Raw genomic sequence first — 13,006 nt, 5'->3', positions numbered from 1 at the left:
CGTGCCGCTGGATATAGAAAGGATTGGCCGCCCACGCAAGGGGCAGCCGCCACGGCCGGAATTCGGCCGCCGTCCCGGCGAGTGAACGGCCTATGCCGCGCAGAATTCAGTTCTCCAAGCAGGGATCGGCAAAAAGAAAACCTTTCAGCGCGCCGGAGAGCGTCTTGCCGACCACGACCAGCCAGATCATCGCAAGCGCCGCCACCAGCACGCCGCCGAAACTTGTCAGCAGCGGAAAGTCGAGCAGCTGGCCCAGCCGCAGCGTCGTCACCGCATAGACGCCGATCGGAAAGGTGAAGGCCCACCAGCCGAGATTGAACGGCAGCCCCTCGCGCGCATGGCTGACCGTCGTCGCGATGGCGATCGCCAGCCACCAGAGCCCGTAACCCCAGAGCAGAACGGCGCCGAGCAGGCTAGCGCCAGCCATCGCCGTCGCCAGTTCTCCGAGCCCTTTTGCCTCCAGCACGCTGCCGCTATTGGCGGCAAACAGAGCCAGGCCGAAAGCACCGGTGCCGATCGGGCCGAGCGCCAGAAAGCTCGTCGCGCTCATATTGGCAGGCGGCAGCTTGTGCAGCGCCATGCGCAGGAAGAGGATCACCAGAATGCCGAGCGCCAGCGGCACTGAGCAGGCCCAGAGGACATAGCTCGCGAACAGCATGGTGAATTGCGGCGCACCGGACGGCAGGTGCGCCATCAGCATCGCGCCGCTGCCGGCGGTCACCTCGGAGGCGACGATAGGCAGCAGCCAGACCGCGGTCATCTGATGGATCGCGTGCTCCTGCCGGGTGAACATCGCAAGCGGAATGGAAAGACCGGCAAGGATCGCCAGCGCCGCATCGAACCACCAGAGCGATTGCGCGATATCGATCGCGAGATCCCCGACCAGCGGCTGCCCGAAGATCACGAAGCCGTTGATGATGGTGGCGAGTCCCATCGGAATGCAGCCAAAGAACATCGAAAGCACCGGATGATCGAAGATCCGGCGCGCATCGCCAGGATAAATGATCCACTTCGCCGCATAGATCAGCGAAAGTGCAATGAAGAGCAGGATATTCGCCACCCACAGGGTTTCACCGAGGCTGTAGAGCGCCGGTGCCGATGGAAACTGCGCCAGGCAGACGGCGAACATCCCGGTACCCATGGTCGCTGCAAACCAGTTGGGCGTGAAATGCCGGACAAGCCGCAGCCCGTCGCTGGGAACATCACCGGCACCGGTTTTCATCAAAATGGTCATCGCCGCTCGCCTCATCTTTCGGCGTCACCAATAGACCCTTGAATTAATCGCTTCCAACGAATTGTAATTGTCAAACCGTTCGATTCAATCGATGAACCTATGCTAAAATAAATGCCCCGGCCTAGTTAGCCGAGGCACTCTTTCTTCATCTCTCCAGCGCTATACAGCCAGGCGTCAGAGCTTCAATGCCCACCGCTGGCCGATGCATCCGTCATCTTTTCGAGCACCTGATCCAGGCTGAAGCTCGCAGACTTCTGCCGGGGCGGAAACTCTTTGAACGATGACAGGAATTCCGCCACGCCTGCCTGGGCCGGCACAAGCAGGTAGATGTGCCGGAACATCCAATCGTAGAACGTATTGGAGGTCTGTATCGCGCGTTCGTATGGATCCATCCGCAGATTGAAGTATAGTTGGACCAAGGGCCAACTACTGCCGCAGTCAGGGACGGCTTGATGCCGGCGTTTCGCGCATTGGAAGGATCAGCCTGACGGCGGCGATCGCTAGAAAATCCCTGTCTACCGTGATAGTCGGACTGCAGGCACCCTACCTCTGCGCATCGGCACAAGGATTGACATGACCCTTGATCAGCTTCGAATTTTCGCGGCGGTAGCGTCCGTCGAGCACATCACCAGGGGCGCCGAGAAACTCAACCTCAGCCAATCGGCCGTCAGCGCAGCCATAAAAGCCCTCGAGACCCGTTACGACATCGAGCTCTTCGATCGAGTTGGACGATCGATCGTGCTGAACCCGGCCGGGCGAAACTTTCTGCCGGAAGCATTGAAGGTGCTGGCAAGTGCGGCGGCGGCTGAAGCGGCGCTCATCGACCTCGGCAACCTTCAAGTTGGCGACCTGTCGATCATGGCAAGCAACACCATCGTTTCACACTGGCTGCCCAAGCGCCTGGCGGCCTTCCGGCGGCAATATCCGGGCATCAAGCTCCGCACGAGCATGGGCAACACCAGTGAAGTGACCGCCGCCGTGAAGGCGGGCGTTGCGGAGATCGGACTCATCGAATGGCCGACCGACGACCCTGATGTTGCGGCGATGCAGCTGGACGAGGATGAAATGGTAGTGATCGTCTCGCCGGATCATCCATGGGCCTCGAGAACCCGTCCTATCGACAATCTGAGTGAAACGTCCTGGGTGCTGAGGGAGTTGGGCTCCGGAACCAGATTCGCCTTCAAGAGCCTTCTGGAACTTCACGCTACACCGGCAGCATCCATCGACGTGGTGATGGAGCTACCCGACAACTCGGCCGTGGTAGGCGCGGTCGAGCAGGGATTAGGAGCCACGTTGATATCGAAAAGTGCCGCCGAAACCTCGATACTGTCGGGACGCGCGGTACAGACAACTATAGCGCCCCTTCCACGACCCTACTTCCTGATCCGCAACCCTGATCGCTATAACTCGAACGCGGCGAAAGCTTTTGAGAAGATCGCCCTGGATAGAGCTAAGACGCCTTCGACGCGATGATCTCACCAATTACCGGCGCGCCTTAACGGCACATCGCCTTCGATCATCCGCTCGGCGGCGGCCTGCGGCATCGGCTTGCCGAGCAGATAACCCTGCACTTCCGCAAAGCCCTCCCGCCGCAGCCTCTGCAGCTGCTCTTCCGTCTCTATGCCTTCGGCAAGCGTCACCGCATTGAACCCCGAGCCGATGCCGGCAACGGCGCGGATGATTGCTAGATTGCCGGGGTCGCTCTCCATACCGGCGACGAAACTGCGGTCGAGCTTGATCTTGTCGAAGGCAAAGGCCCTCAGATAGCTGAAAGACGAATAGCCCGTGCCGAAATCGTCGATGGCGATGCGCAGGCCGAGCTCCTTCAGGGCCCGAAGCAGCGGCAGGCTCTGTTCGACATCGGCGAGGAAGACGGACTCGGTTATTTCGATCTCCAGCCGCTGCGCCTGCAATCCGCTGTCGCCGAGCGCCGAAACGACGGTGGCGAGCAGCGTGTTGTGGCGGAACTGGCAAACCGAAAGATTGACGGCGATCTTTAGATGTTCGGGCCAGCCGGCGGCAACGCGGCAGGCTTCGCGCAGCACCCATTCGCCGATCGGCACGATCAGCCCGGTTTCTTCGGCGAGCGGAATGAATTCCATCGGCGCCACAAGTCCTCGGCTCGGGTGATGCCAGCGGATCAGCGCTTCGAAGCCGGCGAGTTCGCCGCTCGCCGCCTGCACGATCGGCTGGTAGTGAAGCTCGAACTGCCGCTTCTCGACGGCGTCGCGCAATTCGGCGATGAGCTGATGACGCCGCTCCACTTCGAGGCGCATCTCGGTCTCGTAGAAACGGTATGTGGACCGGCCGCTTTCCTTGGCGGCGTAGAGCGCCAGATCGGCATGCCGCATCAGCACGTCGGCATCGCCGGCATGATCCGGCGCCAAGGCGACACCGATGCTGCAGGTCACGTGCTCGTTGCTGCCGTCGAGATCGAAAGGCGCGCTGAGCACCGCGAGCAGCTGCTCGGCAAAGCGTCCAGTCCGGCCGCAATCGCCGGATTTCAACACGATCGCAAACTCGTCGCCGCCCAGGCGCGCCACGAGATCCCCCTCCTCTAGGAGCATCTTCAGCCGCCGCGCCACCTGACAGAGCAGCGCGTCGCCGGCCGCGTGACCCTTGCTGTCGTTGATCAGCTTGAAGTGATCGACATCGAGGTACAGCAGCGCGATCGGCGTCTGCGCCGTCGCCGCCGCGGCATGGCTCTCGATATGATCGGCAAAAGCCGCGCGGTTCGGCAGCCCGGTGAGGGCATCGTGCATGGCAAGATGCGCAAGGCGCGCTTCGAAAGCGCGCTCCTCGGTCACGTCCTGCGAGATGCCGAGAAGATAACGGCGCTGACGGCCCTCAGATGCTGGAAGCGCACGCTTCACCGTCTTCAGCAGACGGTGGCCGCCACCCTTCTTGGCAATGACTTCCTCGAAGGTGATCGTGATGTCTTCTTCCAGCACCCGCTTGTCCTGCTCGCGGAAAAACCGGGTCTTGTCCCGAAACACTACGCGGTCGGTCTTGCCGACGATCTCGCGGCCGGGCATTTCGGCAATCGTGGCGCTCTGGCGGTTGAACAGCACATAACGCCCGTCGTCTTCCATATCCTTGACGAAGACACCGACCGGCAGGTTATCGACGATGCTGTCAAGCAGTGAACGGGCATCGGTGACCTGCCGTCTGGCGGCGTTGACCTCGGTTCGGTCCTGAACGATGGCAAGAATCGCGTTTCCGCCGTCGAAGCGCACCTCGCGCCCGTAGGTCAGCACTTCGAAGGGCTCGCCGCTGGCCTTCAGATGCGTCCAGCGCTCGGCCCGCTCGATATCGGTCCGGCCCTGAACGGCGCTGACCATCCGCTCGCGCTCGGTCGCGGGCCGGATGTCGAGCACCGTCATCCGCGCGAAGGCCTCGGCGGAATAGCCGTAGAGATCATGGGCCGCATCGTTGACGATCAGGAACCGCAGGGTGACGGGATCATAGACCCACATCGGCGACGGATGGGTCTCGAACAGCGAACGGAAGTCATCGTTCGGGGCGTGGAAATCATCTGGATTCGTCGTAGTGGAGGCCATGAATCTTATCGGAAATTGAAACGGAACTCTGCTCTTATAAATGAAAAAGCTAAATAAAATCAGAATCATAGCCGCCTAAACTTTAGGCGAAAGCCCGATGATTAGGCATCGTCGTGCCGTTAAATTCCGGCAAGTGCTTCCCGTCAGAGCGCCAGTGACTATTCTTTTGCCACCGGCGCCGCATGGCTTAGTTCTTCAGTTTGACCTCGCCGTCCTCTTCGCCACTCCAGTAGTGGATGCGATCGGCACGAACCTTGATCATCGCCACGCCCTTGGTGTCGATACCATCCTTGAACCAGTCGTCGAGGTCCTTGGTCCAATGTTCCTCAAAGGCCTTCTTGTCGCGCACGACCTCGGCCTTACCCTCGACGGCGATCGAGAAGAACTGCTTCCCCTGGAATGTCAGCGAGACCTTCGGGTTACGCTCGATATCGGAGACCATGCGCGAATCCGACCATGTGAAATAGTAGGAGTCGCCATCGTAATCGACCTCCCGGTTGTTGCTCATCGGCCGGCCGGCGATCGCGCCGCCGTCGGTATGGGTCGATAGCATCGCGACATCGATATCGCGCATCTTCTTGGAAATATCCGCAAGGCTCATCTTCGTCATGACTGGCTCCTCCATTGTCCAGTCGAAGAAACGGCCACGGCGGTTTTAAGTTCAATGATGGTCGTGCATGCATTGGCCGTGATCGGCGAGGATCTCGATGACCCGGCACTGGTCGACGCGCCCGTGGCAGCAGCCCTCTACCATGCTCTCCAGTTCCGCCTTCAGCGCCGTCAGGCTGCGGATACGCTGCTCGACCTCGATGAGGCGGGCCTTGGCGATGGCATCGGCGGAAGCGCAGGATTGATGCGGGTCGTCCTGCAGCGTCAGCAGCGCCCGGATGGCATCGACCTCGAAACCGAGCTCGCGCGCGTGCCGCACGAAGGCCAGCCGCCGGATATCCGACACTTCATAAGAGCGCTGGTTGCCCTCGCTGCGGCTTGGCGCGGCCAGCAATCCGATGCTTTCGTAATAGCGGATCGTCGGCACCTTGACACCACTCTGGCGCGCGGCATCTCCAATGGTGATTTTTTTCATGATCGCCTCTTGCACCTCTAGTGACTAGAGGATGTAGGAAGAAAACCGGTACAAGACAAGGAACCGGATCATGGCCGAAGCATCCCAGGCAAAATACCGCGTCGGCGGCATTGACTGCGCCTCCTGCGCGGCAAAGATCGACACGGCGGTGCGCCGCGTGCCTGGCGTCGAGGATGTCTCGGTCTCCGTGACTGCCGGCACGATGACGGTGCGCCACGACGGCAGCAGCGATCTCGGCACAATCGAGAAACGCGTCACCGGCCTTGGCTATTCCGTCGTGCCGATGGCGGCGGGCGGCAAGGCTGCCGAAGCATCGCCGGAGAAGGCCGGTCATGATCATGCCGGGCATTCGCACGATGAGGCCGAAATCCCCGGCCTGCATGGTCATGATCACGCGCCGTCCACCGGTCCCTGGTGGAAAAGCAGCAAGGGAAGGCTCACCATCCTGTCTGGCGCGGCCTTCGTCATAGCCTATGCGGCGGGTCACCTTATCCCGGCGATCGCGCCTTACGCATTCATGGTCGCGATGCTGATCGGTCTGGTGCCGATCGCAAGGCGGGCGGTGATGGCGGCGCTGGCCGGCACGCCGTTTTCGATCGAGATGCTGATGACCATCGCCGCCGTCGGCGCCGTCGCCATCAACGCGGCGGAAGAGGCCGCAGCCGTCGTCTTCCTCTTCCTTGTCGGCGAGTTGCTGGAAGGCGTTGCGGCGGGCAGAGCCCGGGCAAGCATCCAGTCGCTGACCGCGCTCGTCCCGAAAAGCGCATTGCTTGAGGAAAACGGCGCAACCCGCGAAGTCCCGGCCGAGACGCTTGCCGTCGGCGCCATCATTCTGGTGCGCCCCGGCGACCGGATTTCGGCTGACGGCATCATTGTTTCCGGAGAAAGTGCGATCGACGAAGCGCCCGTTACAGGCGAGAGCGTTCCGGTTCGCAAGACGCCTGATGACATCGTCTTTGCCGGAACGGTGAATGGCGATGGCGCATTGCGCGTCCGCGTCACCGCGGCATCGGCCGACAACACCATCGCCCGCGTCGTCAAGCTCGTCGAGGAAGCGCAGGAATCGAAGGCGCCGACCGAGCGTTTCATCGACCGCTTCTCGCGCTACTATACGCCCGGTGTCGTGGCAGTTGCCGCACTGGTCGCGATCCTGCCGCCTCTTGTCGCAGGCGGCGCCTGGGATGAATGGATCTACAAGGGTCTGGCGATCCTGCTGATCGGCTGCCCATGCGCGCTGGTGATCTCGACGCCCGCCGCCATCGCCGCCTCGCTCTCGGCAGGTGCGCGCCGCGGGCTGCTGCTGAAGGGCGGCGCCGTGCTGGAGGGCCTCGGCAAGATCAACGCCGTGGCGCTGGACAAGACCGGCACGCTGACCGAAGGCAAACCGAAGGTTACTGACATAGTCTCCTTCGGCGCATTAACCCAGCCGCAGATCCTATCGCGTGCTGCCGTGCTCGAGCGCAACTCCAGCCACCCGTTAGCCTTGGCAATCCTCAACAGGGCAACGGCCGACAAGCTGCCAGTCCCGCCTGCCCTTGAAGCCTCGGCTATTGCAGGCAAGGGAATGAGCGGCCGTGCCGGTGGCGAGAAGCTCGACCTCTTTTCCCCCGCCGCCGTGCGTGAGCAGCTGACGGCCGAGCAGGGCGAAGCGATCCAGACACTGAACGACGACGGCAAGACAGTCTCGATCCTTCTCGTCAATGATACGATTGCCGGTCTAATCGCCATGCGCGACGAAGCGCGAGACGACGCGCGGGCCGGCCTCGACGCTCTCAAGGCCCGCGGCGTCAAGATCGTCATGCTGACGGGCGACAATGCCCGCACCGCCCAGACGATCGGCAAGCAGCTCGGTATCGATGTGCGCGCCGAGCTGATGCCCGAGGACAAGCAGCGCATCGTCGGCGAATTGAAGCGCGAGGGCTTCACCGTTGCCAAGGTGGGTGACGGCATCAACGACGCCCCGGCACTTGCCGCCGCCGATATCGGCATCGCCATGGGTGGTGGGACCGATGTCGCGCTCGAAACTGCGGATGCGGCGATCCTTCACGGACGCGTCGGCGATGTCGCAGAGATGATCGCACTGTCGCAGCGAACGATGCGCAACATCTTCCAGAACATCACGATCGCGCTCGGTCTCAAGGCGGTTTTCCTGGTCACGACGATCATTGGTGTCACCGGTCTGTGGCCTGCAATCCTGGCCGATACCGGCGCAACGGTGCTGGTGACGATGAACGCGCTTCGCCTGCTCAAGCCGCGCGGCTGAAAACACCGGCGCTGCGGAACATTTTGCCGTCTCGTGCATTGAGGCATCCGGGCGGATTGCGCCCTGGCGATTTCAGCGGGAGGACACCATGGATCGCAGGAATCTTACGGCATTGCTGGGTATATTGGCCGTTGCGGGCTACCAGAACCGCGACAAGATTGCAGCCACGCTTCGCGAACTAACGGGCGGCGCACAGCCGCAAGCCTCGGGCACCCAGCCTGGCGGAGCCGCGCCGCAAGCGGATGGTGGAGGCCTGGGCGGTCTCCTTGGTGGCATTCTCGGCGGCGGGCAAGATGGCGGCGGTGCAACACAAACCGGCGGCCTCGGCGGTTTGGGTGGCCTTCTCGGCGGCCTTGCCGGTGCAGGCGGCCTTGGCGACCTGCTGAAAGGCGGCTCGGCCGGCGGCATATTGAGCGGCGGCCTTGGCGGCCTGCTCGATCACTTCCAGCAGAACGGCTTCGGCGACACGGCGAATTCCTGGGTTTCATCTGGCGAGAACAAGCCGATCGACAACGGCCAGCTCTCCCAGGCCCTCGGCCCCGATATTCTCGACGAGCTCGCCAAGGCGACCGGCCTCAACAAGGACGACCTTCTCGCCCGCCTTTCCAAGACCCTACCGCAGGCGGTCGATGGGCTGACGCCGCAAGGCCGCGTGCCGGACGCAGGCAGCATCAGCGCCTGATCGCTCGAAACGGAAAAAGCCCGGCGCAGTTTCCCGCGCCGGGCTTTTCTTGTCTTCCTGGGAGGAAAATCAATCGACGGCGAAGACCAGCGGCTTGGCCTGGCGGATCGCCGCATTGGCGGTCAGCTTGGCAAGAACTTCGTCGTTCAGCGGTCCATCGACATAGAGCAGCGCGATCGCATCGCCGCCCTGCTTGTCACGGCCGAGCTGGAAGTTGGCGATATTGACGCCGGCCGAGCCGAGCGTCGTGCCGATGAAGCCGATCATGCCGGGGACGTCGGTGTTGGTGATATAGACCATGTGTGAGCCGACATCGGCGTCAAGGTTGATACCCTTGATCTGGATGAAGCGCGGCTTGCCGTCCGAGAACACGGTACCGGCGATCGAGCGGGTCATGGTGTCGGTCTTGACCGTCAGCTTGATGTAACCGTCGTAGACACCGGTCTTGTCGCGCTTGACCTCGGAGAGCACGATGCCCTTTTCCTTGATCATCACCGGTGCCGAAACCATGTTGACGTCCGCCACCTGGCTGCGGATCAGACCGGCGAGCGTTGCCGAGGTCAGCGCACGGGTGTTCATGCCGGCGGTCACTCCGTCATAGAGGATCTCGATTTCCTTGATCGGCTCGTCGGTGACCTGACCGACGAAGGCGCCGAGAACATCAGCCAGCTTGATGAACGGCTTCAGAAGCGGTGCTTCCTCGGCGGTGATCGATGGCATGTTGATGGCGTTGGAAACCGCACCCTTGACGAGGTAATCCGACATCTGCTCGGCAACCTGCAAAGCAACGTTTTCCTGGGCTTCGGTGGTCGACGCACCCAGATGCGGCGTGCAGACGACGTTCGGCAGGCCGAAGAGCGGGCTTTCCTTGGCAGGCTCGACTTCGAAGACGTCGAAACCGGCACCGGCGACATGGCCTGATTTGATGGCTTCGGCGAGTGCGGCTTCATCGACCAGACCGCCACGGGCGCAGTTGATGATACGAACGCCGGGCTTGGTCTTGGCAAGGTTGTCCTTGCCGAGAATACCGCGGGTCTTGTCGGTCATCGGAACGTGCAGGGTGATGAAGTCGGCCTGAGCCAGCAGCTCGTCGAGCTCGACCTTGGTGACGCCCATTTCCTGGGCGCGCTCGGCCGACAGGAAGGGGTCGTAGGCCAGGACATGCATGCCGAGGCCGATCGCCTTCTTGCAGACGATGCCGCCGATATTGCCGGCGCCGATGACGCCGAGCGTCTTGCCGGTGATTTCGACACCCATGAACTTCGACTTTTCCCACTTGCCGGCCTGCGTCGAGGCATCGGCCTGCGGCAGCTGGCGGGCAACGGCAAACATCAGCGCGATGGCGTGCTCGGCGGTGGTGATCGAGTTGCCGAAGGGCGTGTTCATAACGATGATACCGCGGCGCGAGGCAGCCGGAATATCGACATTGTCGACGCCGATACCAGCGCGGCCGATGACCTTGAGATTGGTCGCCGAAGCGATCAGCTTCTCGGTCGCCTTGGTGGCCGAGCGGATGGCGAGGCCATCATAGTTGCCGATGATCTCGGCGAGCTTGTCCTTGTCCTTGCCGAGCTGCGGCTGGAAATCGACTTCGACGCCGCGGTCGCGGAAAATCTGGACGGCGGTTTCCGACAGTTCGTCGGATACGAGAACGCGAGGTGCCATTGTGGGCTTCCTTCAAAAGTGTTCAGCGATGGATGAAATCAGGGATGCTGGGCTCCGCCATTCCGGCGGAGCCTTATGCGATCAACTCAGGCAGCAGCCTGGGAAAGCGTGGCCTTCTGCGTTTCGAACGCCCAGGAGAGCCATGGCATGAGCTTCTGCATGTCGGAAGCTTCGATGGTGGCACCAGCCCATATGCGCAGGCCCGACGGGGCGTCGCGGTAAGCGCCGATGTCATAGGCAACGCCTTCCTTCTCGAGGAGAGCGACGAGACCCTTGGCGAAATTTGCCTGGCCATCGGCATCGAGAGCGGTGACATCCTTATCGACGATCTTCAGGCAGATGGAGGTGTTGGAAGCCGTTTCGGCCTTGACGGCCAGGTTGGCGATCCAGTCGTTGGCAACGATGAAGTCGGCGATGACCTTGGTATTCGCATCGGCGCGCGCCATCAGCGCCTTCAGGCCGCCGAGCTTCTGGGCCCAGAGCAGCGCATCGATATAGTCCTCGACGCAGAGCATCGACGGCGTGTTAATGGTTTCGCCAGTGAAGATGCCCTCGATCAGCTTGCCGCCCGAGGTCATGCGGAAGATCTTCGGTAGCGGCCAGGCCGGTGCATAGGTCGTCAGGCGTTCGACAGCGCGCGGCGACAGGATGATGACGCCATGTGCGCCCTCGCCGCCGAGAACCTTTTGCCAGGAGAAGGTGACGACGTCGAGCTTGGCAAAGTCCATGTCCTGCGCAAAGGCAGAGGACGTCGCGTCGCAGATCGTCAGGCCCTTGCGGTCGGCAGGAATGAAATCGGCGTTGGGAACACGGACACCCGAGGTGGTGCCGTTCCAGGTGAAGACGACGTCGCGGTCGAAATCGATGGTCGAAAGATCCGGCAGCTCGCCATAACCGGCTTCGATCTTGCGGACGTCTTTCAGCTTCAGCTGCTTGACGACATCGGTGACCCAGCCAGCGCCGAAGCTTTCCCAGGCGACCATGTCGACGCCGCGCTCGCCGAGCAGCGACCAGAGCGCCATTTCGACGGCGCCGGTATCGGAGGCAGGAACGATGCCGATGCGGTAATCCGCCGGCACTTCCAGAATTTCACGGGTAAGATCGATGGCCTGCTTCAGCTTCGTCTTCCCGACTTTCGCGCGGTGCGAACGGCCAAGCGGCGCGTCGGAGAGAGCATCGAGCGACCAACCGGGGCGCTTCGAGCAAGGGCCAGAAGAGAAATGAGTGTTGTTCGGACGGACGTCCGGCTTTGCGGTGGCAGCGGCCATATGTATACCCTTCCAGGTAATTAGCCTCTCGTTGGGGAGAGGTGTCCCGCCGCCGTAAATACAGACCTCGCCCGTCATGGTCAACGGAGAAGTGTCGCACACTGGGGATTTTTTGACGCAGGTGCGACGCGAGGCCTGAAAAGCAAAAAGCCGCCCGAAGGCGGCTTTCGCAAGATCGATAGAGATCCGATTACTTGTAGACAGGCTGCTGCAGCGGAATTTCCGGCTGGGGCTCGTAAGCGACGGGCTGCTCGCAACCGCCGAAGAGGTAGCGTGCACCGGCGCGGACTTCGTGGACGTTGAAGCCCTTGTCGCGGCCCGGGCCGCCGTTTTCAGCATAGCCGAACATGTTGCCGCCATCGACATGCAGGAAGCGGTAACCGACATCAGCCTTGACGTTGCAGGTAACGTCGATCGATGCACCGGCCATCAGAGCGTAGCTGAAGCGCCAGTCGCCCTTGCCGTTATGCGTGACGGTATCGTCGCAACCAAAACCGCTGCCGCTGGTGTCGCAAGACGTGTTGCGCAGATCTTTCCACTTAACGTAGGAACCACCGATACCGGCACCGACATAAGGCGTGAAGACGCCGTAGGTGCCAAGATCCACATAGGCATTTGCCATCAGCGTCCATGCCGTCAGGGAAGACAGATCGGTCGAAGAGCAGGTGACCTGGCAGGCACCAAAGGCAGAACCGCCGCCGGTCGTCGAGCCGTGGAAGTCGCTCTTGCCGAGATAGTCGAGGGTCAAGTCGGTACGGAGGTAGCTGTTGACCTGATAACCAACACCGCCGCCGACAGTGAAGCTGTCACGCAGATCCGAGGTTGTGAAGTCCACTTCGTCAGCGGAGCTTCCGCCCTGATAGAACTTGGCACCGCGCAGATCATTGAAGCCATAACCGACATCGCCGCGCAGGTACCAGCCGGTCGCTTCGGTAACAGTCACCTCAGGCGGCATTTCCGGAACCGGCTCGACAGGAGCGAGATCGGCTGCCAGTGCATTCGAGGTCATAAGCAGTGCGGCGAAGATGCCGGCCAAGCCTTTTTTCATGATCCACTCCAAAGAAGTTACATTGGCCGAGCGCGAGCCTGCCAATCTGATACGCTTTGTCTGGATAATGAACGGGAAACGTTAAAACCCGCTTAACTACGAATATTTACCGTGTTTGTTCATAGAGCGGACACCATAATTCTTGCCGCAACAAAAAACCGGCGCTTGTGGCGCCGGTTCAATGCAAGACATCGGGAGGATC

11 protein-coding genes are annotated in these 13,006 nt (G+C 61.6%); 3 read left to right on the top strand and 8 right to left on the bottom strand.

The genetic code is table 11. The annotated features are described in order from the left end of the window. Positions 1 to 106: 106 nt before the first annotated feature. On the bottom strand, positions 107 to 1,234 hold the full coding sequence (locus tag AC1DV9_RS21620) for a TDT family transporter (protein ID WP_477949973.1): 1,128 nt from the start codon (positions 1,232 to 1,234) through the stop codon (positions 107 to 109). A 182-nt stretch (positions 1,235 to 1,416) separates the two neighbouring features. Then, on the bottom strand, positions 1,417 to 1,626 hold the full coding sequence (locus AC1DV9_RS21615; RefSeq protein ID WP_310297433.1) for a hypothetical protein: 210 nt from the start codon (positions 1,624 to 1,626) through the stop codon (positions 1,417 to 1,419). Positions 1,627 to 1,807: 181 nt separating this feature from the next. Here AC1DV9_RS21615 and AC1DV9_RS21610 point away from each other — a divergent pair, with 181 nt between their 5' ends. Further along, entirely contained in the window at positions 1,808 to 2,707 is a 900-nt protein-coding gene (locus tag AC1DV9_RS21610; RefSeq protein ID WP_477949972.1) for a LysR family transcriptional regulator, read from the top strand. Between the two features lie 2 nt (positions 2,708 to 2,709). Here AC1DV9_RS21610 and AC1DV9_RS21605 read toward each other — a convergent pair whose 3' ends face one another. The 3 genes from AC1DV9_RS21605 to AC1DV9_RS21595 form a co-directional block, all read right to left on the bottom strand. After that, a complete protein-coding gene (locus AC1DV9_RS21605; RefSeq protein WP_477949971.1) occupies positions 2,710 to 4,794 on the bottom strand; it encodes a putative bifunctional diguanylate cyclase/phosphodiesterase in 2,085 nt (694 codons plus the stop codon). A 187-nt stretch (positions 4,795 to 4,981) separates the two neighbouring features. After that, positions 4,982 to 5,404 carry a pyridoxamine 5'-phosphate oxidase family protein gene (locus AC1DV9_RS21600; RefSeq protein ID WP_112518095.1) on the bottom strand — a complete coding sequence of 141 codons (423 nt, stop codon included), beginning with the start codon at positions 5,402 to 5,404 and terminating at the stop codon, positions 4,982 to 4,984. A 51-nt stretch (positions 5,405 to 5,455) separates the two neighbouring features. Beyond that, entirely contained in the window at positions 5,456 to 5,878 is a 423-nt protein-coding gene (locus AC1DV9_RS21595; protein ID WP_112518096.1) for a MerR family transcriptional regulator, read from the bottom strand. Between the two features lie 70 nt (positions 5,879 to 5,948). Here AC1DV9_RS21595 and AC1DV9_RS21590 point away from each other — a divergent pair, with 70 nt between their 5' ends. Next, entirely contained in the window at positions 5,949 to 8,141 is a 2,193-nt protein-coding gene (locus AC1DV9_RS21590) for a heavy metal translocating P-type ATPase (protein WP_477949970.1), read from the top strand. Between the two features lie 88 nt (positions 8,142 to 8,229). Further along, positions 8,230 to 8,823, top strand: a complete 594-nt coding sequence (locus AC1DV9_RS21585) for a YidB family protein (RefSeq protein WP_112385422.1) — start codon at positions 8,230 to 8,232, stop codon at positions 8,821 to 8,823. 69 nt (positions 8,824 to 8,892) lie between these two features. On the opposite strand, the gene serA is transcribed toward AC1DV9_RS21585, so the two are convergent. From serA to AC1DV9_RS21570, 3 genes are all read right to left on the bottom strand, one after another. Further along, positions 8,893 to 10,488 carry a phosphoglycerate dehydrogenase gene (gene serA / locus AC1DV9_RS21580; RefSeq protein WP_112385423.1) on the bottom strand — a complete coding sequence of 532 codons (1,596 nt, stop codon included), beginning with the start codon at positions 10,486 to 10,488 and terminating at the stop codon, positions 8,893 to 8,895. 86 nt (positions 10,489 to 10,574) lie between these two features. After that, the gene (locus AC1DV9_RS21575) at positions 10,575 to 11,756 is read right to left on the bottom strand and encodes a phosphoserine transaminase (RefSeq protein ID WP_477949969.1); all 1,182 of its coding nucleotides are present in this window, start codon (positions 11,754 to 11,756) and stop codon (positions 10,575 to 10,577) included. A gap of 190 nt (positions 11,757 to 11,946) precedes the next feature. Then, positions 11,947 to 12,804 (bottom strand): outer membrane protein, encoded by an 858-nt coding sequence (locus AC1DV9_RS21570; protein ID WP_112385425.1) that lies wholly within the window; start codon positions 12,802 to 12,804, stop codon positions 11,947 to 11,949. Between the last annotated feature and the right edge of the window lie 202 nt (positions 12,805 to 13,006).

The organism is Rhizobium sp. 01L410 (assembly GCF_056400165.1).
Note: the sequence above shows the minus strand (reverse complement) of the source record. Positions and strands in the feature narration are given on the sequence as shown.

What these genes read in the sequence shown, in the direction of transcription:
- AC1DV9_RS21620 (WP_477949973.1), bottom strand. Translation starts at nt 1,234, where the DNA reads ATGACCATTTTGATGAAAACCGGTGCCGGTGATGTTCCCAGCGACGGG.
- AC1DV9_RS21615 (WP_310297433.1), bottom strand. Translation starts at nt 1,626, where the DNA reads ATGGATCCATACGAACGCGCGATACAGACCTCCAATACGTTCTACGAT.
- AC1DV9_RS21610 (WP_477949972.1), top strand. Translation starts at nt 1,808, where the DNA reads ATGACCCTTGATCAGCTTCGAATTTTCGCGGCGGTAGCGTCCGTCGAG.
- AC1DV9_RS21605 (WP_477949971.1), bottom strand. Translation starts at nt 4,794, where the DNA reads ATGGCCTCCACTACGACGAATCCAGATGATTTCCACGCCCCGAACGAT.
- AC1DV9_RS21600 (WP_112518095.1), bottom strand. Translation starts at nt 5,404, where the DNA reads ATGACGAAGATGAGCCTTGCGGATATTTCCAAGAAGATGCGCGATATC.
- AC1DV9_RS21595 (WP_112518096.1), bottom strand. Translation starts at nt 5,878, where the DNA reads ATGAAAAAAATCACCATTGGAGATGCCGCGCGCCAGAGTGGTGTCAAG.
- AC1DV9_RS21590 (WP_477949970.1), top strand. Translation starts at nt 5,949, where the DNA reads ATGGCCGAAGCATCCCAGGCAAAATACCGCGTCGGCGGCATTGACTGC.
- AC1DV9_RS21585 (WP_112385422.1), top strand. Translation starts at nt 8,230, where the DNA reads ATGGATCGCAGGAATCTTACGGCATTGCTGGGTATATTGGCCGTTGCG.
- serA (WP_112385423.1), bottom strand. Translation starts at nt 10,488, where the DNA reads ATGGCACCTCGCGTTCTCGTATCCGACGAACTGTCGGAAACCGCCGTC.
- AC1DV9_RS21575 (WP_477949969.1), bottom strand. Translation starts at nt 11,756, where the DNA reads ATGGCCGCTGCCACCGCAAAGCCGGACGTCCGTCCGAACAACACTCAT.
- AC1DV9_RS21570 (WP_112385425.1), bottom strand. Translation starts at nt 12,804, where the DNA reads ATGAAAAAAGGCTTGGCCGGCATCTTCGCCGCACTGCTTATGACCTCG.